Source organism: Pseudomonas sp. S32, from assembly GCF_016648095.1.
GTDB lineage: Bacteria > Pseudomonadota > Gammaproteobacteria > Pseudomonadales > Pseudomonadaceae > Aquipseudomonas > Aquipseudomonas parafulva.
In genome coordinates this window covers 1-25,335 of the sequence record NZ_JACVVF010000016.1, presented here as the reverse complement: position 1 = coordinate 25,335, position 25,335 = coordinate 1, and the positions used below count along the sequence as shown (strand labels likewise).

20 protein-coding genes are annotated in these 25,335 nt (G+C 62.7%); 9 read left to right on the top strand and 11 right to left on the bottom strand.

Annotated features, from left to right (window positions below; genetic code table 11):
- Positions 1-27: 27 nt before the first annotated feature.
- The 7 genes from IAE38_RS11160 to IAE38_RS11130 form a co-directional block, all read right to left on the bottom strand.
- The gene (locus IAE38_RS11160; RefSeq protein WP_201217649.1) at positions 28-480 is read right to left on the bottom strand and encodes a hypothetical protein; all 453 of its coding nucleotides are present in this window, start codon (positions 478-480) and stop codon (positions 28-30) included.
- 64 nt (positions 481-544) lie between these two features.
- Positions 545-1,987: an aminotransferase-like domain-containing protein gene (locus IAE38_RS11155; protein WP_028632214.1), complete on the bottom strand. Its 1,443-nt coding sequence runs from the start codon at positions 1,985-1,987 to the stop codon at positions 545-547.
- A gap of 192 nt (positions 1,988-2,179) precedes the next feature.
- On the bottom strand, positions 2,180-2,992 hold the full coding sequence (locus IAE38_RS11150) for an OmpA family protein (protein WP_028632213.1): 813 nt from the start codon (positions 2,990-2,992) through the stop codon (positions 2,180-2,182).
- Complete coding sequence (locus tag IAE38_RS11145; RefSeq protein ID WP_201162986.1) at positions 2,989-3,342, bottom strand: DUF4398 domain-containing protein; 354 nt, start codon at positions 3,340-3,342, stop codon at positions 2,989-2,991. Before IAE38_RS11145 ends, IAE38_RS11150 begins: the two co-directional genes overlap by 4 nt.
- Positions 3,343-3,351: 9 nt before the next feature.
- Positions 3,352-4,173 (bottom strand): substrate-binding periplasmic protein, encoded by an 822-nt coding sequence (locus tag IAE38_RS11140; protein WP_201217595.1) that lies wholly within the window; start codon positions 4,171-4,173, stop codon positions 3,352-3,354.
- A gap of 73 nt (positions 4,174-4,246) precedes the next feature.
- Entirely contained in the window at positions 4,247-5,176 is a 930-nt protein-coding gene (locus IAE38_RS11135; protein WP_201162988.1) for an electron transfer flavoprotein subunit alpha/FixB family protein, read from the bottom strand.
- Entirely contained in the window at positions 5,177-5,926 is a 750-nt protein-coding gene (locus IAE38_RS11130; RefSeq protein WP_016498683.1) for an electron transfer flavoprotein subunit beta/FixA family protein, read from the bottom strand.
- Between the two features lie 553 nt (positions 5,927-6,479).
- On the opposite strand from IAE38_RS11130, the gene IAE38_RS11125 reads away from it, so the two are divergent.
- Positions 6,480-8,144: an electron transfer flavoprotein-ubiquinone oxidoreductase gene (locus IAE38_RS11125; protein ID WP_028632209.1), complete on the top strand. Its 1,665-nt coding sequence runs from the start codon at positions 6,480-6,482 to the stop codon at positions 8,142-8,144.
- 62 nt (positions 8,145-8,206) lie between these two features.
- Here the strand turns inward: IAE38_RS11125 and IAE38_RS11120 are convergent, their stop codons facing one another.
- The 3 genes from IAE38_RS11120 to IAE38_RS11110 form a co-directional block, all read right to left on the bottom strand.
- Positions 8,207-9,544 carry an MFS transporter gene (locus IAE38_RS11120; RefSeq protein ID WP_201217593.1) on the bottom strand — a complete coding sequence of 446 codons (1,338 nt, stop codon included), beginning with the start codon at positions 9,542-9,544 and terminating at the stop codon, positions 8,207-8,209.
- Between the two features lie 72 nt (positions 9,545-9,616).
- Positions 9,617-10,090 (bottom strand): histidine kinase, encoded by a 474-nt coding sequence (locus IAE38_RS11115; protein WP_201162991.1) that lies wholly within the window; start codon positions 10,088-10,090, stop codon positions 9,617-9,619.
- 167 nt (positions 10,091-10,257) lie between these two features.
- Positions 10,258-10,785 (bottom strand): sigma-70 family RNA polymerase sigma factor, encoded by a 528-nt coding sequence (locus tag IAE38_RS11110; RefSeq protein WP_272867583.1) that lies wholly within the window; start codon positions 10,783-10,785, stop codon positions 10,258-10,260.
- A gap of 161 nt (positions 10,786-10,946) precedes the next feature.
- Here IAE38_RS11110 and IAE38_RS11105 point away from each other — a divergent pair, with 161 nt between their 5' ends.
- The 3 genes from IAE38_RS11105 to IAE38_RS11095 are packed head-to-tail and all read left to right on the top strand — an operon-like array spanning position 10,947 to position 15,512.
- The gene (locus tag IAE38_RS11105) at positions 10,947-12,125 is read left to right on the top strand and encodes an efflux RND transporter periplasmic adaptor subunit (protein ID WP_028632205.1); all 1,179 of its coding nucleotides are present in this window, start codon (positions 10,947-10,949) and stop codon (positions 12,123-12,125) included.
- Positions 12,126-14,090, top strand: a complete 1,965-nt coding sequence (locus IAE38_RS11100) for a MacB family efflux pump subunit (RefSeq protein WP_201162993.1) — start codon at positions 12,126-12,128, stop codon at positions 14,088-14,090. It begins immediately after the preceding gene.
- Positions 14,091-14,093: 3 nt separating this feature from the next.
- Entirely contained in the window at positions 14,094-15,512 is a 1,419-nt protein-coding gene (locus tag IAE38_RS11095; RefSeq protein WP_201217592.1) for an efflux transporter outer membrane subunit, read from the top strand.
- 37 nt (positions 15,513-15,549) lie between these two features.
- Here the strand turns inward: IAE38_RS11095 and pvdP are convergent, their stop codons facing one another.
- Entirely contained in the window at positions 15,550-17,172 is a 1,623-nt protein-coding gene (pvdP, locus tag IAE38_RS11090; protein ID WP_201162995.1) for a pyoverdine maturation tyrosinase PvdP, read from the bottom strand.
- Between the two features lie 177 nt (positions 17,173-17,349).
- Between pvdP and pvdM the strand changes: the two genes are divergently transcribed.
- The 5 genes from pvdM (at position 17,350) to IAE38_RS11065 (ending at position 25,265) form a co-directional block, all read left to right on the top strand.
- The gene (pvdM, locus tag IAE38_RS11085) at positions 17,350-18,702 is read left to right on the top strand and encodes a pyoverdine-tailoring dipeptidase-like protein PvdM (RefSeq protein ID WP_201217590.1); all 1,353 of its coding nucleotides are present in this window, start codon (positions 17,350-17,352) and stop codon (positions 18,700-18,702) included.
- Positions 18,703-18,710: 8 nt separating this feature from the next.
- Complete coding sequence (gene pvdN / locus IAE38_RS11080) at positions 18,711-19,991, top strand: pyoverdine-tailoring periplasmic protein PvdN (protein ID WP_201217588.1); 1,281 nt, start codon at positions 18,711-18,713, stop codon at positions 19,989-19,991.
- Positions 19,992-20,019: 28 nt separating this feature from the next.
- Positions 20,020-20,937 carry a dihydropyoverdine dehydrogenase gene (gene pvdO, locus IAE38_RS11075; protein WP_442968281.1) on the top strand — a complete coding sequence of 306 codons (918 nt, stop codon included), beginning with the start codon at positions 20,020-20,022 and terminating at the stop codon, positions 20,935-20,937.
- Between the two features lie 134 nt (positions 20,938-21,071).
- Positions 21,072-22,721 carry a cyclic peptide export ABC transporter gene (locus IAE38_RS11070; RefSeq protein ID WP_201217587.1) on the top strand — a complete coding sequence of 550 codons (1,650 nt, stop codon included), beginning with the start codon at positions 21,072-21,074 and terminating at the stop codon, positions 22,719-22,721.
- Between the two features lie 102 nt (positions 22,722-22,823).
- Positions 22,824-25,265 (top strand): TonB-dependent siderophore receptor, encoded by a 2,442-nt coding sequence (locus IAE38_RS11065; RefSeq protein WP_236403867.1) that lies wholly within the window; start codon positions 22,824-22,826, stop codon positions 25,263-25,265.
- Positions 25,266-25,335: the final 70 nt, after the last annotated feature.

The window sequence follows — 25,335 nt, the reverse complement described above, 5'->3', positions numbered from 1 at the left end:
CTGCAGTGACCGGGCAGTCAGCAGGGCTTACTGGCGGTACTGGAAGTCGATGGCCGCACCTTCCACATCCCGACGGCTGTCGTTGCGCAGCTGCAACTGCATCTCGTTGCTGATCAAGCGGCCATTGAGCTGGAACGGGCTGTCGGCTTCGGGCTTTTCAGCGAACATCGGCGGTAGCAAAGGCTTGCGCTTCTTGATCGGCGACGGGTTGGTGCCCACGTTGGGCGTCAGGTTCTCCACCATCTCGGCAGGCAGGCTCAGGTCGAGGTTGGCCTTGGGCAGCGGCTTGGCCACGGCCTTGGCCTGCCTGGCCTTCTTACTGGCGGGCTTGCGCACAGCCTGTTTTTTCACCGCCTTGGACGGCGCCTGGGCCTTGCCAGCCTGCGCCTGGGCAGCCGGCTGGGCAGCCAGCACCACGCCAGCAGGCCAGCACAACGGCGCAAGGCAGACAACCAGGAAAAAACGGCGCAATGCAATCATGGCAAATGGACAGACCGACATGGTAAATGCGTATGCTCCCTGTTCCGCAGCCGCCTGACAAGCCTTACAAAAGTGTGGTTGCCGGCTCCCTGCACAATTGTTGTGCCAGCAGGCCCAGTGTGATGACTGCCCGCTCGGCTTCCTTGTTCCATGGGATGCCGCAGTTTAGCCGAATGCAGTGATTGAACTGCTCGGTATTACTGAAGATGAGCCCCGGTGCAATGCTGATCCCCTGCTCCAGCGCGCGTACGTGCAAGTCCTGGGTGTTTACCCGCCCAGGCAGGCTTACCCACAAAATGAAGCCACCGGTGGGCCGCGTCATCTGGGTGCCTTCAGGGAAATGCTGCTGCACCGCCAGCTGATAGGCACTGAGGTTCTTGCGGTACTCCTGACGAATGAACCGCAGGTGCCGGTCGTAACCACCGTTCTCCAGGTAGGCGGCCACAGCCATCTGCGTGACGCTGCAGGCCGAGTGCGTGGTAAAGGTCTGCAGCCGCTGGATTTCGTCCTGGTAACGCCCGGCAATCATCCAGCCAACGCGCACGCCGGGTGACAAGGTCTTGGAGAAGCTGGAGCAGTAGATCACCCGGTCAAGCCGATCATAGGCTTTGAGCGCCTTGGCCTTGCCCTGATCGAACATCAGCTCGCCATAGATATCGTCTTCGATGATCTGGATATCGAAATCCGACGCCAGGCGCAGCAACTGCTTTTGTCGCTCCTCCGGTACGGTGCCACCCAGTGGGTTACTCAGCCGCGCAGTGAGCACCAGCGCCTTGATCGACCACTGGTTCGCGGCAAGCTGCAAGGCCTCCAGGCTGATGCCGGTAGACGGATCACTGGGTATTTCGATCACTTTCAGGCCCAGCAGGTCAGCCAGTTGCAGCAAACCGTAGTACGTGGGCGATTCGGCGGCAATCAGGTCACCTGGCCGCGTCAGCACACGCAGGGACATTTGCAGGGCGTCTACACAACCGTGCGTAACGATGACCTCACGCGGGTCGACCAGCACGCCCGCATCGCGCATGCGAATGGCAATTTGCCGGCGCAACGGCTCGAAACCTGGGCTAAACATGTAGCTGAACGCACGCGGGCTGTGGAAGCGGGTGACCTTGGCAATCTGCTGGTGCAAAGCCCGCACCGGCAGGTAATCGACATGGGGCACGGCAGCACCGAACGGGAACACGCCATCACGACGTGCCTCGGCCAGCACCTGCTGGATGATACTGGCGCGGGTGACCAACCCTGGGCGCTCCACCCGGGCAATGTCCGGGGTCTGGGCAGTCAGGGCCGGGGTCTGGTGCACATAGTAGCCAGACTGCGGCCGCGCACGGATCAAGCCCTGGTCTTCGAGGTTGGCGTAGGCCTGCAGCACCGTGGCATGGCTGACATTCAACTGGGCGCTCATCTTGCGCACCGAAGGCACACGCTCGCCCGGCTGGTACACACCACGGCGGATGTCTTCGGCCAGTTGCTGGGCGATACGCTGGTACAGCAGCAGGTTGGTCATGGCAACACGCTCATTGTTCTTGTACGGCTGACGGTAGAGGATACCGTAACAGTTGCAAAGTGTACGGGGACAGAATGCAACTTAATCGACAATACAGCTTGTTGGCGCTGGCGGCCTAGGTTGAGATTGGATGAGGGCTGCCACCCTTCGCCATGACCGGGAGGGCTGCACTGCAGCCCCTTACCAACGAAATCAGCGCGCAGGCGCCAGCTTGCCCTTGTCGTCAGAAAACACGATCTCCACACGGCGGTTCTGCGCCCTGCCCCGCTCCGACGCGTTCACCTCTACGGGGTACTGGTCGCCGTAGCCTTCAACCAGCAGGCGCTTTTCATCAATACCAAGGTCGGCCAGCATATCTGCCACGGCCTGGGCGCGGTCGCGGGAGAGCTTGAGGTTTTCTTCGGGCGTACCCGTGCTGTCGGTGTAGCCCTCGATGCGCACGACTCGACGCGGGTTGAGCTGGAGGAACTGCACCAGCTTGAGCACCGTGCGGCTGGCGGAATTGCGCAGGTCGGCACTGCCCGTGTCGAACAGCACATCGCCCAGCGTCAACACCAAGCCACGGTCACCCTGCTCCGAGGCCAGTGCGGCGATCTGCGACTCCACCCATTGGCCCTGCTGCTGCACACTGGCCAACTTGGCCTCGCGCAATGCCAACTGCAGACGCTGGCGCTCCAGGTCAAGCTTCGCCAGGCGCTCCTGGTTCAACGCCAGTTTGGTGTGCTCGCGGGCGATCTGGCTGTAGCGCTGGCTCAGGTAAGCGTAATGGCGCACGTCCGAGCCACTGCCGATGTACGTAGACAAGCGCTCGGCGCGGGCCAGCGACTCACCCGCACGGATCACATCACGCGGGGCGCTGCGCAGCACATCAGAATCGTCCTTGACCTGCTGGAACGCCACGGTCGCCTCGTCCAGCGCAGAAGCACTGCGCTGGCTGGCGCACCCGGTAAGCCCTGCAGCCAGCATCAGCAGCGCCAACGTGGCCAATGGCTTGCGAGCGATCATGGCTGCACCTCCAGCTGTTTGCGCAAGCGCTTCACCCGGGTCTGCAACAACTGCAGCTGTTCATCGCTCTTGACGTTGAGCACCTGTGCTTCGGCCAGCCTGGCATCCAGCTCGGCTTGCTCGGCGCGCATTCGCGCGTCACGGAAGTCCTGGGTGAGCATGTTGGTGCGGGCTCGGCCCAGCTTGTCTTCAGCCAGCTTCAGGGGTTCGACCTGGTCAGTAGCGCCCACGGCCTTGGCCTGTTCCAGCGCCTTTTCGGAAAGGCGCATCTGTTCTTCAGGGGCCGGATCATTGGCGCAGCCAGCCAGGCCCAACACGGCCATGGCAAGGATGAATGCTTGGGTTCTCACGCGATCTTCCTAGTGTTTGGGGGCGTCCGCAGGCACCTGCAATTGCGCTTTCCAGCGCTCGAGGTTGGCCTGCAGCACAGCGTCGGACTTACCGGAGATCGGCAATTCTGTCAGTTTTTTCGCCAATTGCCCACGTAACCAACTGTCATTGCAGGCAGAATTGTGCGAAAGCGCCAGGTACAGGCCAGGCCTGTCCACCGGCAGGCCCCGTGCAATCAGGTGGTTGCTCATGCCGAGCCCCTGGGCCATGGCCATGCCGGAGTAACGACCGGCTAGCACATAGTCGACCTGGCCAAGTACCAGCTTCTGGAAAGCCTGGGTGAGGTTCTGAGCGGGCACCAGCCGCAACTGGGCCTTGGCGAATGCATTGAAAGCAGGTGTGAGGCGGGCCCGCTCCGACAAACTGCCCTGGTACTTGGCCAGGTCAGCGGGGCCGTCGAAGGTGAGCTCGGCGTCATGGCGCGTCCACACCAGGTACTCGTTGAGCTGCAGTGGTGGGTGAATGTAGTCCAGCGCCGTCAGTTGCTCCACTTGCATGGGCGCGTCAAGCAGCAGGTCCATGCGCCCGCTGCGCACCTCTTCCAAGGCCTGATCGCGACGGCCCGCACTCAGCACTTCCACCTTCACCCCCAGCTCACCGGCCACCTGGCGCAGCAGGTCGACGTTGGTGCCGATCAGGTGCCGGGGGTCTTTCGGGTCCTGCCACGAATAAGGCGGCACATCAGGGCTGCCGGTCGCCACCAGGCGCTCGCACTTGCCAGCCGCCATGGCCAGCGGCGTTATCAGTGCCGCCATGCAGGCCAGCCACCTGCCCTTCCACCGCCGTATCATCCGTTACTCCTCAACCCATAAAAAAACCCGGCCCCTCAACGGGGCCGGGTTCTTTATAAGTGAAGCCAGCGGATCAGACCAGCTTTTCCAGCTCCGGCACGGCTTCGAACAGGTCCGCGACCAGGCCGTAATCGGCCACCTGGAAGATGGGCGCCTCTTCGTCCTTGTTGATCGCAACGATCACCTTGGAGTCCTTCATACCGGCCAAGTGCTGGATAGCACCCGAAATACCGACGGCGATGTACAGCTGCGGCGCGACGATCTTGCCGGTCTGGCCGACCTGCATGTCGTTAGGCACAAAGCCCGCATCGACCGCGGCGCGCGAGGCACCCACGGCAGCGCCCAGCTTGTCGGCAAGGCTGTACAGGTGGCTGAAGTTGTCACCGTTACCCATGCCACGGCCGCCAGAGACGACGATCTTGGCTGCAGTCAGCTCAGGGCGGTCGGACTTGGCCAGTTCTTCACCGACGAAGGTGGAGATACCAGCGTTGTGCGCAGCGCCAACAGCTTCAACAGCAGCGGAGCCACCTTCGGCAGCCACGGCGTCAAAGCCGGTGGTACGCACGGTGATGACCTTGATTGCGGCACTCGACTGTACGGTGGCAATGGCGTTACCGGCGTAGATAGGGCGCTTGAAGGTGTCGGCGGATTCGACCGAGATGATCTCGGAGATCTGGTCGACGTCCAGCAGCGCGGCAACGCGTGGCAGGATGTTCTTGCCGTTGGTGGTGGCAGGTGCCAGCACGTGGCTGTAGCCCTTGGCCAGGTCGACGATCAGCGGCGCGACGTTTTCCGGCAGGACGTGGGCGTAGGCTGCGTTATCAGCAACCAGAACCTTGGCAACGCCAGCGATCTTGGCAGCGGACTCGGCAACGCCGCCGACGTTCTGGCCTGCGACCAGCACATGCACATCACCACCAATCTTGGCGGCTGCAGCGACAGTGTTCAGGGTGGACGGGGCTACGGCACCGTTTTCGTATTCAGCGACAACCAGGATAGTCATTTAGATTACCTTCGCTTCGTTCTTCAGCTTCTCGACCAGTTCGGCCACCGATTTGACCTTTATGCCGGCGCTGCGGGCAGCCGGGGCTTCAACCTTCAGGGTCTTGTTGGTGGAGGCGAGGGAAACGCCCAGGGCGTCGGGCGTGACGGTTTCCAGCGGCTTTTTCTTGGCCTTCATGATGTTGGGCAGCGACGCATAGCGCGGCTCGTTCAGGCGCAGGTCGGTGGTGACGATGGCTGGCAGGTTCAGCGATACGGTCTGCAGGCCGCCATCGATTTCACGGGTGACGTTCAGCTTGTCGCCCGCCACTTCCACTTTGGAAGCGAAGGTGCCCTGGGCGTAGCCGGTGAGCGCCGCCAGCATCTGGCCAGTCTGGTTGTTGTCGCTGTCGATGGCCTGCTTGCCAAGGATAACCAGCTGTGGCTGCTCCTTGTCGACAACGGCCTTGAGCGCCTTGGCCACAGCCAGGGAGTTCAGCTCGTCAGCAGCTTCCACCAGGATGGCGCGGTCGGCACCCAGTGCCAGGGCAGTACGCAGCTGTTCCTGGGCAGTGGTCGGGCCGACGGAGACGACGACGATCTCGGTCGCAACGCCCTTTTCCTTCAGGCGGACGGCTTCTTCCACGGCAATTTCGCAGAAGGGGTTCATGGACATCTTGACGTTGGCGAGGTCGACGCCGGAGTTGTCCGCCTTGACGCGAACCTTGACGTTGTAGTCGACCACTCGTTTGACAGCTACAAGAACCTTCATGGATTCCTCGTTACTCTCCGGTGAATAGATAGTCGCCTGGGGCTGAGCCCGGCGATGCGCGTGGGTACAAGGGCACCTCTAAAAACGTACCTGGGGGCAGCTTCTTCAGCGTGACCAAACAGTCGTATGCGGACCGCTGCGGCAAATACGCGCGGGTCATTTTCTGTCGTGGTGTGTAAACTGCACTACAAACCGCGCCAAAGCCTGAAAACCCTGCTCCACACCTGGTTTTTAGAGGTGTACCTGCGCCCGGCTGCAAGCCTACGGCGAACGTAAAACCGCTCGTATCTTGACCGTAACACCTAATCCGGTCAATACGGCAAACCGGTCACCTTCCAGCCGCTTACCTGTGATTTTACTGGCCTGCGGCAAATTCAAACAAACGTTTGTATTGGATCCGCCAAGTGGTGTAGATATAATGCGCGACCAAGACAAAACGGTGTAGTCCGCCATTTGCCCGGCTACCGCTGCGCGGTTGCCACCACTACAGCAAATGCCCTGTGCACCCATAAGACCAAGCAACACACCCGCCTTGATGAGTAGGAGAGAACCAGTGGAACGCGAATACATGGAATTCGACGTGGTCATCGTCGGCGCTGGCCCGGCAGGCCTGTCCGCCGCCTGCCGCCTGAAGCAGAAGGCCGCCGAAGCCGGTAGCGAAATCAGCGTCTGCGTGGTGGAAAAAGGCTCCGAGGTCGGTGCCCATATTCTCTCCGGTGCCGTGTTCGAACCCCGCGCCCTGAACGAGCTGTTCCCGGACTGGAAAGCCATGGGCGCGCCGCTCAATACCGAAGTCAAGCGCGACGACATCTATGTGCTCAAGGATGCGGGCAGCTCGACCAAGGTGCCAGACCTGTTCGTGCCCAAGACCATGCACAACCATGGCAACTACATCATCTCCCTGGGCAACCTGTGCCGCTGGCTGGCCCAGCAGGCGGAGAACCTGGGTGTGGAGATCTACCCGGGGTTTGCCGCCCAGGAGGCGCTGTTCGACGAAAACGGTGTGGTGCGCGGCATCGTCACCGGCGACCTGGGCGTTGACCGTGAAGGCCAGCCCAAGGACGGCCTGTACACCCCTGGCATGGAACTGCGCGCCAAGTACACGCTGTTCGCCGAGGGCTGCCGCGGCCATATCGGCAAGCAACTGATCAAGCGCTTCGACCTGGACAACGCGTCGGACGTGCAGCATTACGGCATCGGCCTGAAAGAGCTGTGGGAAATCGACCCCGCCAAGCATGAGCAGGGCCTGGTGGTACACACCGCCGGCTGGCCGCTGGATGTAATGGCCAAGGACAACACCGGTGGCTCGTTCCTCTATCACCTGGAAAACAACCAGGTGGTGGTCGGGCTCATCGTTGACCTGTCCTACGCCAACCCGTACCTGTCGCCGTTCGACGAATTCCAGCGCCTCAAGCATCACCCGGTCATCAGCCAGTACCTTGAAGGCGGCAAGCGCATCAGCTACGGCGCCCGCGCCCTGGCCAAGGGTGGCCTCAACTCGCTGCCGAAAATGGTGTTCAACGGCGGCGCCTTGATCGGTTGCGACCTGGGCACCATGAACGTGGCCAAGATCAAGGGCAGCCACACCGCGATGAAGTCCGGCATGCTTGCCGCCGAAGCGGTGGCCGACGCCTTGCTGGCCGGCAGCGAGGGTGGCGATCAACTCAATGGTTACGTCAGCGCCTTCAAGGCCAGCTGGCTATACGAAGAACTGTTCGCCAGCCGCAACTTCGGCCCTGCCATGCACAAGTTCGGCCCCCTGCTGGGCGCTGCCTTCAACTACGTCGACCAGAACTGGTTCGCCGGCAAGCTGCCGTTCACCCTGCGTGATACCAAGCCGGACTACGCCTGCCTGAAGCTTGCAGCCGATTCGCAAAAAATCGAGTACCCGAAACCCGATGGCAAGCTGAGCTTCGACAAGCTCAGCTCGGTGTTCCTGTCCAGCACCAACCACGAAGAGGAGCAACCCTGCCACCTGAAGCTGACCGACCCGAGTGTACCGATCGCCAGCAACCTGCCGTTGTACGATGAGCCTGCCCAGCGCTACTGCCCGGCCGGCGTGTACGAGGTGGTCACCCAGGAAGACGGCAGCAAGCGCTTCCAGATCAACGCGCAAAACTGCGTGCACTGCAAAACCTGCGACATCAAGGACCCGGCCCAGAACATCACCTGGGTCACCCCTGAGGGTGCAGGCGGCCCCAACTACCCCAACATGTAACGTTCTTGGGGTGAAAAAAACCGGCTCTTGGGAGCCGGTTTTTTATGTGCACAGGTGAGCGTTCAGCGCCTGCCTGGTCGAGCGCCACACAAGACGGGCTTGGGCTCTGCCGCGAACGCCAGCGGCTCACGCGCCCCAAAATACAACGCCGTCAGCAGCCCCACCGCCCCCATTACAGCGCAGAACCCCACACACACCCATGGGCTCCATGGCATCAGCGCGATCAAGGCCAGCGGCGTGGTACTGGCCCATAACGCATAGGCCACGTTGTAGGTAAACGAAATACCCGACACGCGTATCTCGGCCGGGAACAACCCCACCATCACCGACGGCACCACCCCCACAACCCCGCAACCAAGGCCCGCCAGCCCATAGGCCAGCCAGGTCACGCCCCACTGCCCCACCAGGCTGGCGTACAAAGCGCTGATGCCCAACGGCAGCACCAGGCTGTAGACCATCAAGGCACGCCAGGCCCCCACCCGGTCGACCAGCAGGCCGGCCAGCACGCACCCCACATTGAGGAAGACGATACCCACGCTGCTCAGGGCAAAGGTGTGCCCGGCCGTCATGCCGAACCGCTGCTGCATCACTGTCGGCGTAATCACCACCAGTACCACCACTGCGGACGTCAGCACGCAGGTCAACAGCGCCGCGGGGATCAACGCCTGCCGGTGCTCACCCAGTACCCGCCGCAGCGGGAAGCTCACCGGCTGCGCCTGGCGCGCCCGCAGGGCCAAGAACACCGGTGTCTCGCTCAGCCAGCGGCGCAGCCACACGCCGACCACGCCAAACACACCGCCCAGCAGGAACGGGTAGCGCCAGGCGTAGGCAAGAATCTCTTCAGCTGTGAACACCTGCGCCAGCAGCGTTGCAGTCAGCGCCCCCAGCAAGTAGCCGAAGGTCAGCCCCGCCTGCAGGAAGCCCAGGGCATAACCGCGCCGGCCCGCGGGCGCATGTTCGGCAACGAACGTCCACGCACTGGGCACTTCGCCGCCCACCGCCGCCCCTTGCAGAATGCGCAGGGCCAGCAGCAGCAGTGGCGCCGCATAGCCGATATCGGCATAGGTAGGCATCACGCCAATCAGCAGGCACGGCAGGGCCATCATCAGAATGCTCAGGCTGAACACTTTCTTGCGCCCCAGGTGATCAGCAAAATGCGCCATCAGAATGCCGCCCAGCGGCCGCGCCAGGTAACCCGTGACAAAAATGCCGAAGCTTTGCAGCAGGCGCAGCCACTCGGGCATTTCAGGGGGAAAGAACAGCTGGCTGAGGGTCAGGGCGAAGAACACGAAGATGATGAAATCGTAGATTTCCAACGCGCCGCCCAACGCAGCCAGGCCAAGGGTCCGGTGGTCGCCGCGGGTAAACCGGGGTGGGCGAGCGGTATCAAGGGCAGTCATGGCAGGTTTCGCAACAGGATGAAGGGCTGGAGGATAACAAATAGCGGCCTCGTTGCCCTGCCCTTGCCGGCTTCAGCGATGGAACACCGTCTGCGCAAAATTGCCCAGGGGCCTGCCCACCGGCACCGGCACGCCACCCGGCAACCTGAGTGTGCCCACCACCTGCGGCGCGTCGATGATCGACATGAATGACAACAGCGCGTCGTTGTCCGGCACCTGCGGCAGGCTCAGGTTGATGGCCTGGCGTTCGGCCTGGGGCACAGCCGGCACTTTCACCTGGGTGGAGTGGTAGAGCAAGGCGTGCTGGATCTGCGTGCTCACCCGGCAGAACCGCGCCAGGTCCACACCGGCGTGGCTGGCCAGTTCGATGTTGCCCAACAGCAGGTGGAACGGCTGCAAGGCGCACTGCACCAGGCGCTGCAGCTCTTCAAAATGCTCGACTGGGGCAATGCGGTAATAGCCCATGCCGTTGAGCAAGCGTTCCAGTTGCAGGCGCTGGTACGGGTGGGCGTCGGCGATGAGGATGCGCAGGGACTTGTTTGCCATGATCGGGCCTGGGGCAAGGGGGTAATGGTTGCATTCCAGGCCTACTGCGCCAATCACGGCTACTGCGAGGGCCATACCTAACAGCGGTCTTCTTTGATAGAAGCCGGGAAAGCTGCATAAATCAAGTGATTGGCTGTTGGAATTTACATTTGCCTCTAACCCGGCGTTCAGCAATCCCACTGGCGCATGCGCACCCGGCAGTGCTTCATGGCGTTGACAATGTGCTTTTCCACCAGGCTGCGCGAGATGCCCAGGCTTTCAGCGATCTGTTGGTGGGACAGCCCTTCGAGCTTGCGCAGCAGGAAGCTGTCGCGGCAGGGCTTGCTCAACTCATCCAGCGCACGCTGCATCAATGCCAGGCGCTGATCGAGCTGCATGCCATGGGTCAGTGCAGGACTGTGCCAGCGCTCGTCGTTGTCCAGCACGTCCAACGGTTCGGCCTGGCGCACCTGATGCCTCCGATGACGGTCGACTACCAGGTTGAGTGCTGTGCGGTACAGAAACGCGCGTGGGTGCTCAATGCGCTCGGGGTCGGTGCGCTCCAGTACCCGCAGGTATGCATCGTGGGCAACGTCCTCTGCCGCCTGGCGACTACCAAGACGTGCGCAAAGGAAGCTCACCAATTCACGGTAATAATGTTCCACAACGACACCTGGCGCCGCCCTGCCTGGCCAACGGCAAGGTCGAGGGAAAATGTGATATCAGCGTGCAATCTTACAAATTATAATTATTCTCAGCAACACAGCCTCCCTCCACTTAACCGGGTAAATCCTGCTCCCCCAACTTCGTCTCACTGGGACCTCCCTGCGCGCCGCATTTAGCCGCGTGTAGCCAACATCCCTGGCTGGAAGCCCGCATGACACGCTCATCCAACACTCGCCGCCGCCTCTTCCTCGGTGGCCTGGGCCTGCTTGGCCTGGGCAGCCTGCTGGCCTGGAAGGCCCTGCCCTTCGACAATCAGCCGGTCAACACGGTCGCTGTTACCCGCGCCGACATCGAAAGCAGTGTAACGGCACTCGGCACGCTGCAACCACGCCGCTATGTGGACGTTGGCGCACAGGCCTCCGGGCAGATACGTCGCCTGCATGTAGAAGCGGGCGACCAGGTTCGCCAAGGCCAGTTGCTGGTGGAAATCGACCCTTCCACCCAGCAGGCCAGGCTCGATGCCGGCCGCTATTCGATCGAAAATCTCAAAGCCCAGCTGGCCGAACAGCGCGCCCAGTATCGCCTGGCCCAGCAGCAGCTCAAGCGCCAGCGCGACTTGGCCGCCGCCGGCGCCACCCGCGAGCAAGACCTGCAGACCGCCGATGCCCAGCTCAAGGTCACCCAGGCGCGCATCGACATGTACCAGGCGCAGATCCTTCAGGCCCAGGCCAGCCTGCGCAGCGACCAGGCCGAACTGGGCTACACGCGCATCTATGCACCCATGGACGGCACCGTAGTGGCCGTGGATGCCCGTGAAGGCCAGACCCTCAATGCCCAGCAACAGACCCCGCTGATACTGCGAATCGCCAGGCTTTCACCGATGACCGTGTGGGCGCAGGTTTCCGAAGCCGACATTGGCAAGGTCCAGCCCGGCATGATGGCCTACTTCACCACCCTCTCCGGCGGCAAGCGCCGCTGGACCAGCACCGTGCGGCAGATTCTGCCGATCCCACCCAAACCGCTGGAACAGTCAAGTCAGGGCGGCGGCAGCCCAGTCAGCGCCACCGCCGGGACCACGGGTGCCCAAGTGGTCCAGTACACCGTGCTGCTCGATGTGGACAACCCGGATGGCGCCCTGATGGCCGAGATGACCACCCAGGTATTCTTCGTCGCCGGCCAGGCCAGCCAGGTTCTGACCGCACCGCTGGCGGCCCTCGACGACAGCAACGGCGACGGCCTGCGCCTGGCTCAGGTGCTCACCCGCGACGGCAAAGTCGAAGCGCGCAAGGTGCGCACTGGTCTCAGTGACCGCCTGCGGGTACAGATTCTGGACGGCGTCAGCGAAGGCGAACGCCTTGTCATCGGCGCGCCTGCCGCCAGCGGAGGTTGAATGCCTGCTCCCCTGATCGAGCTCAACGATATCCGCAAAGTCTATGGCGGCCTCGACACCCCGAGAGTCGACGTGCTGCGCGGCATCAGCCTGACCGTGCACCCCGGCGAATTCCTCGCCATTGTCGGCGCCTCGGGCTCCGGCAAGTCGACCCTGATGAACATCCTTGGCTGCCTGGACCGCCCCTCCTCCGGCAGCTATCGCTTCGCCGGCAAGGACGTGGCCGAACTGGGCAGCGACGAACTGGCCTGGTTACGCCGCGAAGCTTTCGGCTTCGTGTTCCAGGGCTACCACCTGATTCCTTCCGGCTCGGCCCAGGAAAACGTCGAGATGCCAGCCATTTATGCTGGCACCCCCGCCAGCGAACGCCACGCCCGCGCGGCCGCCCTGCTCACTCGCCTGGGCTTGGCCAGCCGCACAGGCAATCGCCCGCACCAGCTGTCCGGCGGCCAGCAACAGCGAGTGTCGATTGCCCGGGCGTTGATGAACGGCGGCCACATCATCCTTGCCGACGAACCCACCGGTGCCCTGGACAGCCACAGCGGCACCGAGGTGATGGCGCTGCTCGACGAACTGGCCAGCCAAGGCCATGTGATCATCCTGATCACCCACGACCGCGAAGTGGCGGCACGTGCGCAGCGGGTTATCGAGATTCGCGATGGCCTGATCATCAGCGACTCGGCAGCCGGGCTGCCCAGCGCCGAAACGCCAAAAGGGCTGCAGGCCGACGCACTGCGCCAGCGCCTGGGCCACGGCGCAACCCTGCGCGGTGCCTGGAAAGGTGAGTTGTTGGAAGCCCTGCAGGCGGCCTGGCGGGTGATGTGGATCAATCGGTTCCGCACCGCCCTGACCCTGCTTGGCATCGTCATTGGCGTCGCTTCGGTGGTGGTCATGTTGGCCGTGGGCGAAGGCAGCAAGCGCCAGGTAATGGCACAGATGGCCGCCTTCGGTTCGAACATCCTTTACCTCAATGGCCGCCATGCCACGCTGCGCGAGCCCGCGGGGATAGTTACCCTCGACGATGTCGCAGCCATTGCGCAACTGCCCCAGGTCACCCGGGTCATGCCGGTAATCGGAAACGACGTGATGGTGCGCCACGGTAACAACAACCAGAAATTCTACGTAGGCGGCAATAACATCGAGTTCCCCCACATTCTCAACTGGCCGGTAGTGCGGGGCAGCTTCTTCAGCGATAGCGACGAACGCACCGGCGCCGCCGTGGCTGTCATTGGCCAGAAGGTACGCGACAAGCTGCTCGAACCCGGCAGCGACCCGATCGGCCAGTACCTGCTGCTCGGCAACGTGCCCTTCCAGATCGTCGGCGTGCTGGCTGAAAAGGGCGCCAGCTCCGGCGACCAGAATAGCGACGAACGTATCGTTGTGCCCTACTCGGCAGCGTCCATTCGCCTGTTCGGCACCCAGGACCCGGAGTACGTGATCATTGCCGCCCGCGACTCGGCCCGGGTGGCCGAGACCGAGGCGGCCATCGACCACCTGATGCGCCAGCGCCACCAGGGCAAGCAAGACTTCGAACTGACCAACGACGCTGCGCTGATCCAGGCCGAGGCGCGCACGCAGAACAGCCTGTCGCTGATGCTCGGTGCCATCGCCGCGATTTCCCTGCTGGTCGGCGGTATCGGCGTGATGAACATCATGCTCATGACGGTGCGCGAACGCACCCGCGAAATCGGCATCCGCATGGCTACCGGCGCCCGCCAGCGCGACATCCTTCGCCAGTTCCTCAGCGAGGCGGTGATGCTGTCGATGGTCGGCGGCCTCACCGGCATCGTCCTGGCCCTTGGCATCGGCGCAGGCCTGATGCTTGGCGGCGTCGCCGTGGCCTTCGCCCTGCCCGCCATTCTTGGCGCCTTTGCCTGCGCCGTGGTGACCGGCATCGTGTTCGGCTTCATGCCTGCCCGCAAGGCGGCCCGTCTCGACCCGGTCAAAGCCCTTACCAGCGAATAATCCATGACATTGCCAAGCCGCATCAGCCTGTTGACCCTCAGCCTGGCCCTCGCCGCCTGCAACACAGCCGCGCCGCCCGCCAGCGGCATCGCCCCACCTGGCACCTGGCAGGGGGAAGCCGGTGATCCCTCGCTCGCTACGCCCCAGGCCCAATGGTGGCAAGCCTTCGCCAGTCGCGAACTGGACCACCTGGTCGAACGCGCCCGCCTCAACAGCCACGACCTTGGCGCCGCCACTGCCAGGGTTCGCCAGGCCCAGGCTCGCGCCGTGATCGCAGGGGCACCGTTGCTGCCGGAACTGGCCCTCGGCTTGACTGGTAGCCGCCAGCATTTGATGCGTGGTGAGGGCAGCGATCAACTTGACGCCAGCAGCAACGAACGCACCAGTACCTCGTTCGGTACCCAGTTGAGCGCGACCTACGAGATCGATTTCTGGGGCGGCCTGCGCGCAGCCCGCGACAGCGCCCGGCTAGGCCTCGACGCCAGCCGCTTCGACCGCCAGACAGTGGAGCTGACCCTGGTCAGCGCCGTGGCCGACAGCTACCTGCAAGGGTTGGCGCTGGACGAGCAACTGCGCATTGCCCACCTGAACCTGCGCAACGCCCGGGATGTGCTGGGGCTCGTCGAAGCACGCCAGCGTTCTGGTTCTGCCACGCGCCTGGAGCTGGCGCAGCAGCGCAGCCTGGTGGCGGCTCAGGAACGGCAGTTGCCGTTGCTGGAGCAACGTCGGCAGGACAACCGCGTGACCTTGGCCACCCTACTTGGCGACCCGGTACAGAACCTGCCTGGCAGCAATGAACGTATCGAAGCCGTGCGCTGGCCTACGATCGGCAGCGGCATGCCCAGCGAGCTGCTGACCCGCCGCCCCGACATCGCCGCAGCCGAAGCAAGACTGGCAGCGGCCAGTGCCAACGTACAGGTGGCCAGGGCCGCCATGCTGCCCAAGTTGACCCTCGGCGCCGAGCTTGGCACAGGGGCGCGCACCTTACCCCACATCTTCGACAGCCCCTACTACACGCTGACCGCGGGCCTGGTCGCGCCGATATTCAACAACGGCCGACTGCGCGCCTCACGCGATCTGGCCAAGGCCGAGCAGGAGGAGTTGCTGGAGGGATATCGTAGTAGCATCCTGGCCGGTTTCGCCGATGTCGAGAAAGCGCTCAATGCCATCCAGGGTGTCGACCGCCAACGGCAGTGGCAGGACGAGGAAGTGCAGCAGGCACGCCTGGCCTTCGACCTGGCACAGCAGCGTTATGGTGCCGGGGCCGAGACGCTGCTAACAGTGCTGGATACCCAACGCACACTTTATGAAGCCCAGGATCAGCAGGCCCAGTTGCGCCTGGCACGGTTACAGGGGAGCGTGGCGCTGTACAAGGCGCTGGGTGGCGGCTGGCAGGTAGAAAAAGTACAAACGGGGGAATGAGCCCAGGGGCTGCCAGCACCTCGGCATGGTCGAACCGTCAGGCCAGCAACCCCTTCAACGACAGGTGCCGGGCATACCATGGCCGCTTCGGCACTTGGCGCATGAACCCTGCCAGCTTCCCTTCGTCTTCGCTGAAGATGATGCGCAAGGCCAGCTTCATGGTCTCGACATCCATTTCCACCGACTTGCCCGGCCTGACGCCCGGCACCGTGCTGCAACCATGGGTATCCGGCCCCAGCCACGGATCGTCCACTTCCACCCAGCGCCCCGGTGCGAACCAAGGTACACCGTTGACCTGCGAGCGGCTGACTTCGCCTGGGTGGAAACGCTCGTGGGCCGCAAACCAGTCCTCTAGGCGATCATCAATCCAGCCATGGAAACGCCAGAACACCGGATGCACATGCGACGAGAACGGGTCGCCCAGAAAGTCGTTTTCCGCTGCATACCAACGTGGTGCAAAGTCGTCCAGCTCACGGGCGAGCGGCACCGGCGCGCCATTGGAGGGGTCGCGCGGCACCGACGCCCAGCGCATGTGCAGCCAGTCGTGCAGGCCCAGCTCCATCTCCGACCCCAACTGCCCCAAGGTCATTCGCGACAGGTAGCGCGGGTCGCGGTACTGAGACTCCCAGACCGCGAAGTTGCCATGGAACGTCTCGGCCCGCTTGATGCCGTTTACCCACTCGCTGAACGCGTCGTCCCCCGGAGCCAACCAAGTCGGCGGCACCGAACAGCCGTCGAGGTTGTCGAAATAGCGGGCAAATCCCAGGCGGTCGCGCTCGAGCTCCGGCTGCGGCAACGGAAAGCGCTGCCATGACGGCAGCGGCTGCAGGGCACGGGCCGCAGCCAGCATGTGCCGGTGCATGAAGAAGAAGTCCTCGCCTGAACCGTTGCGGTCCTTGAGCTTCCCCCGGGCATCGCGCTCCTGGTCACGGGGGCCGGGCTGCCAGCCCAGCCCACGCAAGGCATTGCGCTTGTCATCCGGCAAGCTGTGCCATTTATCCCGCGAGGCATGCCAGAGCTGGTGGAACAGACGGTGCTCCGGCGAAATCAGCCAGGCCAGCAGGGGCGGCTCCAAGGCGATGGTCTGGCGCGCCTCGGGGACGCGCTGGCGAATAGCGACGAAACGGTTGTCCTGCAGCGGCAGTGCCAGCGGCCGGTCCAGCGCTGCGATGCGCCCACTCAAGGTCTCGCTGCCGGCATTGCCGAACCCGCCCCACACTTCGTCGAACGTGATCGCCATCTCGTAACCCGGGTGGCTACCATCCTCGGGTTTGAGGCGCCAATACAGGCGGTTGGGTTCGGCCTCGATCAAGTCACCTATCAACTGATAACGAGGCGGCTGCGCGCTGCGCAGGCGTTGCGCGCTGTCCAGGCAACCGCGTACGCCACGACCACGCGCGGCAATGTCGATGAACAGTTCCAGCGCCTCGGAGGGCAAACCTGCCAGCCCGGCATCCGCGCCTTCAAGGCGCAAGCTCCAGATACCGCGCAAGCGGTTACCCAGGCGCTGACCGGCGGTGTCGGCAAGCTCCACGCTGGCCTCCCCGGGCGTCACCGGAAATTCCTCCCTGGTCAGCTCGCGGTGCCCGTAGTAGGCCGCTGGCAGGGCCGCGCCCGCCAAGGCCACACCGGCCATGAACCCTCGTCGAGAAATCGTCATTACCCTTCCCGTGTCCGCCATGAAGCAGGCGCTATCCCAGCAAGAACGTATGTTGCCCGGCAAAATTTAGCGGCGGCGCGATACCCCACGCCCGTCCCGGTAAATTTCCGCCCATGCTGCTCGTCCCTCCCAGATAGCCCAAGCCCCCGGCATTCGCGGACCTGAATCGAGATGGCAATGACAAGACCTCGCTGGAAGAAAACCTTGTACATCGGCGTGCCGCTGGCCCTGCTGCTCGGCGCCGGCGGCTATCTGGCCTGGAGCCAGTGGCTGAGCCCTGCGCCCCACTTTCCGCGCGAAGTGATCAAGCAAGCCGATGAATTGCAGGAGCGGCTGATTTCCTTCGACAGCCATATCACCCTGCCGATGGACTTCGGCACCTATGGCCAGGAAGCCGACAAGGATGGGGACGGCCAGTTTGACCTGGCGAAGGCCGCCAAGGGCAGGCTGTCGGGCGCGGCACTGACCATCTTCGGCTGGCCGGAAATCTGGAATGGCCCCAACGCACCGCATCGGCCGACCGCAGGCTTTCTCGATGAGGCCCGCAACCAGCAAGAAGTGCGTTACAAGATCATCTCCGGCCTCGTCCGTGATTTCCCCAACCAGGTTGGCATCGCCTACACCCCCGAAGATTTCCGCCGTCTGCACGGGGAAGGGAAGTTCGCCATTTTCATCAGCATGCTCAATGCCTACCCACTGGGGAACGACCTGAACCTGCTGGACAAGTGGGCAGCACGGGGCATGCGCATGTTCGGTTTCAGCTACATCGGCAACAACGACTGGGCCGACTCGTCCCGCCCGCTGCCGTTCTTCAATGACTCCCCCGATGCCCTGGGCGGCCTCTCACCTATCGGCAAGCAAGCCGTACAACGGCTCAACGACTTGGGGGTGATCATCGATGTCTCGCAAATGTCCACCCAGGCCCTGGAGCAGGTCAGTGCCCTGACCCGCGCGCCCATCGTCGCCTCGCACTCGGCGCCGCGGGCCATGGTCGACATTCCACGTAACCTCAGCGACCGCGAACTGCAACTGATCAAGAAAAGTGGCGGCGTGGTGCAGGTCGTCGGGTTCTCCGGCTACTTGCGGCCGCTCACGCAAAAGACCCAGGACAAGCTCAACGCGCTGCGCGCCAAGTTCGAGCTGCCACCGCTGCCCAACCTGGCGATGGCGCTGATGCCAGGCGACCCGATCATCGCTGCCTGGCCCGAGCAACGTTTCGGCAGCTATGCCAGCCAGCTCTACGCCATTCTCGACGAAGAGCCCAAGGCCAGCCTCAAGGACCTGGGCGATGCCATCGACTACACCGTGCGCAAGATTGGCATCGACCACGTCGGCATTGCCTCGGACTTCAACGAAGGTGGCGGCGTGCAAGGTTGGGAGGATGTCAGCCAGGTGCGCAACGTCACAGCCGAACTGATCCAGCGTGGCTATTCCGAAGCCGATATCGCCAAGCTCTGGGGCGGTAATTTCCTGCGTGTCTGGGCCCAGGTGGAAAAAGCCGCCAGCCCTTCTCTCTCCTCAACTCGGTAAGCGCAACCATGAGCGACCGCCGCACCTTCCTCAAACACGCCAGCCTGCTTGCCGTCGCCCTGCCCTTGGGCAGCAGCCTTGGCCAGGCCTTGGCCAGCTCCGCCAGCGCGCCGAAGGCAGGTGACCGATGGGCGCAATTGCGCCAGCTGTTCAACCAGGACCCGGCATACCTGCATCTCTCCAATTTCCTGATCACGTCCCACCCCAAGCCGGTGCAGGACGCCATCGACCGCTACCGTGTCAGCCTCGATCGCAACCCAGGCCTGGTAATGGACTGGGACCGCCAGGAACCCTGGCAGCACGAAGCACGTGTGCGCGAATGGGCCGGCAAGTACCTGCAGGCACGTCCCGGCCAGATCGCCCTGACCGGCAGTACCACCGAAGGCCTGGCAGTCATCTATGGCGGGCTGCACGTGCGTCCAGACCAGGAGATCCTGACCACCGAGCACGAGCATTCTGCTGCCGAAGCGATTCTCGACTTCCGCACCCAGCGCCAGGGCACCCAGGTTCGTCGAATCCGCCTGTTCAAGGCCCCGGACAAGGTCAGCACCGACGAGATCGTCGGTAACATCGACCGCAACATCCGCCCCAACACGCGCGTCCTGGGCATGACCTGGGTGCAATCGGGCAGCGGCGTGAAGCTGCCCCTGGCCGACATCGGGGCGGTAGTCGACCGGCATAACCGCGACCGTGCAGAAGCCGACCGCATTCTTTATGTAGTCGACGGTGTACATGGCTTTGGCGTGGAAAATGTAAGCTTCCCGCAGATGAACTGCGACTATTTCATCGCCGGTACGCACAAGTGGATGTTCGGCCCGCGCGGCACCGGTATCGTCTGCGCGCGCAGCGAGCAGCTCAAGAACATCACGCCTCTGATCCCAACCTTCTCACAGGATAACGACTTCGCCACCAGCCTCACCCCTGGCGGCTACCATGCCTTCGAACATCGCTGGGCACTGGACGAGGCCTTCAAACTGCACCTGCAACTGGGCAAGGCCGAAGTCCAAGGGCGTATTCACCAGCTCAACAGCTATCTCAAGCAACGCCTCAGCGAACACGCGCAGGTGGAACTGGTCACGCCACTGTCACCCGAGCACAGCGCTGGCTTCACCTTCTTCCGCGTCAAGGGCCGCGACAGCGACAAAGTCGCCGCTGCCCTGCTTCAGCGCAAAGCGATCGTCGATGCGGTGTACCGCGATGTCGGCCCGGTTGTGCGCACCGCACCGGGCTTGCTCAATGACGAGTCCGAGATTGATCGCTTCATGACCCTGCTCAGCGCCCAGCTGTGACCTCCGATCACCTTGAACGAGAAGCCTCATGAATCCGACCCTGCCTACCCCACACAGCCCGCTGTGTATCTTTGCCCCAATGACTTTACTCGCCCTGCTTTCCGTTGCCGTGCCGGCACAAGCCGACACACCCGCGCCGGGCACTGTCTTCAAGGACTGTGCAAAGGGTTGCCCCGAGATGGTCGTGCTGCCTACCGGTTCATTCATGATGGGCTCCCCCGACGACGAAGTCGGTCGCCAGGACGATGAAGGCCCTGTGCACCAGGTCACCTTCAGCAAACCCTTCGCCATCAGCCGCTTCCAGATCACCTTTGGCGAATGGGATGCGTTCATCAAGGCCACCGGCTACACGATGCCCAGCGGCGACGACCGCCCAGGCCGCCTGTGCCAGGCCGGCACGCCAACCCAAGGCGGCCGGCCCACCTACGGCGGCAACCACCAGGTCACCAGCAAACACCCGGCCGTATGCATGAACCTCAAGGAGGTCCAGGCCTACGTCGCCTGGCTGTCGAAAAAAACCGGCAAGCAGTACCGGCTGACCAGCGAATCGATCCGTGAGTATGCCGCCCGTGCTGGCAGCACCGGCCCGTTCCCGTTCCCCTTCGATGAGGGCAAGGAGTACAGCATCGCCAAGCACGCCAACACCTACGGCCCAACCGACGGCTACAGCTACACCGCGCCGGTGGGCAGCTTCCCGGCCAACGCCTTTGGTGTGTATGACATGCACGGCAACGTCTACGAATGGACTGCCGACTGCAAGCACGACAACTATGTCGGCGCGCCGACCGACGGCAGCCCCTGGGTGGAAAAAGACTGCAAGTTCCAGAGCATTCGTGGCAACGACTACGGTGAAGCCCCTGTGTTCTCGCGCTCCGCCAACCGCAACGACCTCTATCCCAACGAGCGCGGCGACTGGATCGGGTTTCGTGTAGTGCGCGATATCTAGTAGACGGCAGGCCACAGGGCGGCCTCGTGTCGCGAACGGGGCGCAAGGCGCCCCCAGGTTCCCGCTAAATTACCCCGCCCACCAGTCGTTCTACAGGGAGCCCAAAGCCCACTTCCTAAGCGGAACCCTGCCCCATGACTCAGCCAACCCGCGGCGTCCTCAGCGAACTGTTCGCCCTGCTCAGACCCTTCTGGCCCATCGTCGCTCTCTCCATCGTCCTGGGCATGGTCGGCGGCCTCAGCGTCACCGCCCTGCTCGCGAGTATCAATACCGCCCTGCACAGTGACGGCAACATCACCAGCGCCGCCATCGCCACCTTCGCCGGCCTGTGCCTGCTGGCCCTGGCCTGCTCGATCAGTTCCGACATCGGCACCAACTACGTCGGCCAGCACATCATCGCCAAACTGCGCAAGGAGCTGGGCGAGAAAACCCTTGCCGCTCCCATCGAGCAGATCGAACGCTACCGCAGCCATCGACTGATCCCGGTGCTTACCCACGATGTCGACACCATCAGCGACTTCGCCTTCGCCTTCGCTCCGCTGGCTATCTCAATGACCGTCACCCTCGGCTGCCTGGGTTACCTAGCCATGTTGTCCTGGCCGATGTTCCTGCTGATGGTGGTGGCCATCGCTATCGGCAGTGTCGCCCAGTTCGTCGCCCAGGCCAGCGGGGGCCGTGGCTTTGCCGCCGCGCGGGAAGCCGAAGACACTCTGCAGAAAAACTACAGCGCCATCGCCGAAGGCGCCAAGGAACTGCGTATCCACCGCCCGCGCCGCAACCGCATGTTCAGCCAGGGCGTACAGACCACCGCCGACTTCATCTGCAAGACCCAGATCAAGGCAATCAACACCTTCGTGGTGGCCAAGACCTTCGGTTCGATGTTGTTCTTCGTGGTCATTGGCTTGGCCCTGGTGCTGCAGTCGCTATGGCCCAGCAATGATAAGACGGTCATGAGCGGCTTCGTGCTGGTGCTGCTGTACATGAAAGGCCCGCTTGAACACCTGATCGGCACCCTGCCCATCGTCAGCCGCGCCAAGGTCGCCTTCGCCCGCATCGCCCAGCTGTCCGAGCAGTTCTCCTCGCCCGAGCCGCACCTGCTGCTCGACGCCAAGCACACCAAGCCTGCGCCAGTGCACAGCCTGGAACTGGTGAACGTGGGCTACGCCTTTCCACCAGTCGAAGGCAGCGAGCCGTTCCGCCTGGGCCCGGTCAACCTGCGCATCGAGCAAGGCGACATCATCTTCATCGTGGGCGAAAACGGCTGCGGCAAGACCACCCTGATCAAACTTCTGCTCGGCTTATACGCCCCGAACCAAGGTGAGATCCGCCTCAACGGCAACGCCATCGACCCCAGTAACCGCGACGAATACCGCCAGCTGTTCACCACCATCTTCGCCGACTACTACCTGTTCGACGACGTGGTCGAAGGCGACCTGCACATCCCGGACGACGCCAACCGCTACCTGCAACGGCTGGAAATAGGTCACAAGGTCAGCGTACGCGACGGCAGCTTCACCACCACCGACCTGTCGACCGGCCAGCGCAAGCGCTTGGCTTTGATCAACGCCTGGCTCGAAGAACGCCCTGTGCTGGTCTTCGACGAATGGGCAGCGGATCAAGACCCGACCTTCCGCCGCATTTTCTACACCGAGCTGCTGCCCGACCTGAAACGACTGGGCAAGACTATCATCGTCATCTCCCACGACGACCGCTACTTCGATGTGGCGGACCAATTGGTGAGGATGAATAGCGGCAAAGTGAGCTCATCCCCCGTACCGGCCTGAGATGACAAAAAACAGCGGCAAGTTCTTTCCGGAATTTGTCGACGAATGCGTCTTTTTATCAACAACCAAAAATTCTGCCGTTCACTTACATGAGCATTTGAAATGTTGCCTGTCCAGAAGCCCTTGAGCCTTGCCGGCTTGATCATGCGCTGCACTCTTCGTCACAAGCCTCTGCCACGCTTTGGCCTGCTGCTGGCATTGCCCATCGCGGCCCAGGTACAGGCCCAGGAGGCCAGCTTCGATATCCCGGCCCAGTCACTGGCCAGCGCGCTGCAAACCTTCGGCAGTCAAGCCGATATGCAGATCCTGTTTAACCCCGATGATGTCAGCGGCCTCACCAGCCAGGCAGTCAAGCAACGAACCGAACCGGCACGCGCGCTGGCCAAATTGCTCGGCGGCACCGGAATGACCTTCACCCTGCAGGGCAACCCGCAGGTGATTCTGCTGCGCAAAGGCAACAGTTCCAACATGGAGTTGGCACCGACCAACATCAGCGGCGCTACCTTGGGCGGCACCACCGAAGGCACCCATTCCTATGCCACCGGTACCTCCAATACCGCTACGAAGCTGCCCATGTCCCTGCGTGAAACACCGCAGTCGGTGACCGTGGTCACCCGTCAGCGCATGGACGACCAGAACATGCAGACCCTTGACGACGTCATGAATAACGCCACTGGCATCACCATCGTCAAGAATGGCGGCGAGCGCTCGATCTACCAGGCACGCGGCCAGTCGGTGGACAACCTGCAGATCGACGGTGTGCCAACCAACATCAGCAACCCCTACTCGATGGATGTCATTTCCAAGCCAAATACCGATATCTACGACCGGATTGAAATCGTGCGTGGCGCCACCGGCCTGATGGAAGGCGCGGGCAACCCTTCGGCCTCCATCAATATGGTCCGCAAGCGCCCCACTGCCGAGCCTCAGGCCCTGATCGAAACCTCGGTTGGCTCCTGGGACAACTACAAGACCATGGTCGATTTGTCCTCACCACTGAACGAAGCCGGTACCGTGCGGGGTCGCTCGGTGATTTCGTACAACAATGCAAACAGCTACCTGGACACCGCCCAGAAAGAAAACCAGCTGTTCTACAGTATCCTCGAGGCCGACCTGAACGAGTCGACAATGGCCACCTTCGGCTTCACTTACCAGAAAGAACGTAACTCCGGTTACGACTGGTCAGGCCTGCCAACTCAGGAAAACGGCGAGTTCTACCCGATTTCCCGTTCCACCTCACTGACCGGCGACTGGAACCATCTGGACAAGCGCAACACCACGCTATTCGCCGACATTCAGCACACCTTCGACAATGGCTGGAAAGGCGTCGTCGCCGTCAATCAAATGTGGTCCAAGTCGGACTTCCTGGGCAACTACACCTTCCCAGGGGGTGACACCGACCTGTTTACCCTGAACCCGCGCTTGTTTCGTTACGACGACACCCAGACCAGCATCGACGGGTACTTCACCGGCCCGTTCCAACTGTTCGGCCGCCAGCATGACCTGATCATCGGCGGTAACTGGAACAAAGATGATCACGATTACCATGGCGGCCGCGATGCTGCCTATCGCTACATCATCGACATGAACAACCTTGGCGCATTCGACCCGCCCAAGCCGACCGGCCTGAACGCCAACCAGTGGAAATACAACCGCACCCAGGAACAAAAGGGCATCTATGTCGCCAGCCGCTTTAGCCTGACTGACACTACCAAGTTCATTCTCGGCAGCCGCATCAGCTGGTACAGCTTCGACTCCCTGACCGACACCAATGGCATCCGTGAAGACAGTGACCGTGGCCACTTCTCCAAAAGTGGCGAGGTCATCCCGTACGCCGGCCTGGTTCAGGATCTGAACGAAAACTGGTCGGCTTACGCCAGCTACACCGAAATCTTCAAGCCGCAAGATAACCAGTCCCTCGAAGGCAGCATGCTCAAGCCGATGACTGGCAGCAACTACGAGATTGGCTTGAAAGGCGAGTTCTTCGACAAGCGCCTGCAAACCTCCATCGCCGTGTTCCAAGCCGACCAGACCGGTCGTGCGGAGGCGATCTCTTGCGACCAGCCTTGGTCGTGCTACCGCGCGTCCGACAAGGTGCGCAACAAGGGGATCGAGCTTGAGATGAACGGTGAGATCCTGCCGGACTGGAACCTGTCCGCAGGCTATACCTACACCCAGTCCAAGTACATTGGCGGCGAGCAGAAGGGTGATGACTTCAACGGCGCCTCGCCACGTCACTTGTTCAAAGTGGCCACCGACTACCGTCTGCCGGGCACGCTGAACCACCTGCGCGTGGGCGGCAGCTTCTACGCCCAAAGCAAGATGACCCAGACCGAAGTTGGCGAAGCCTACAAGATCCAGCAGGACGCCTACCACCTCACCAACCTGCATGCGATCTACGAGATCAACAAGAACCTCGAAGTCCAGTACAACCTGGATAACGTATTCAACAAGAAGTACTACCAGACCCTGGGCAACCCAAACTACTGGAACTTCTACGGCGAGCCGCGCAACTTTAACCTGGCGCTGCGCGCCAAGTTCTGACTTCACCTGCCTCCCCATCGTGGGGGGGGGGGGGGGGGGGGGGGGGGGGGGGGGGGGGGGGGGGGGGGGG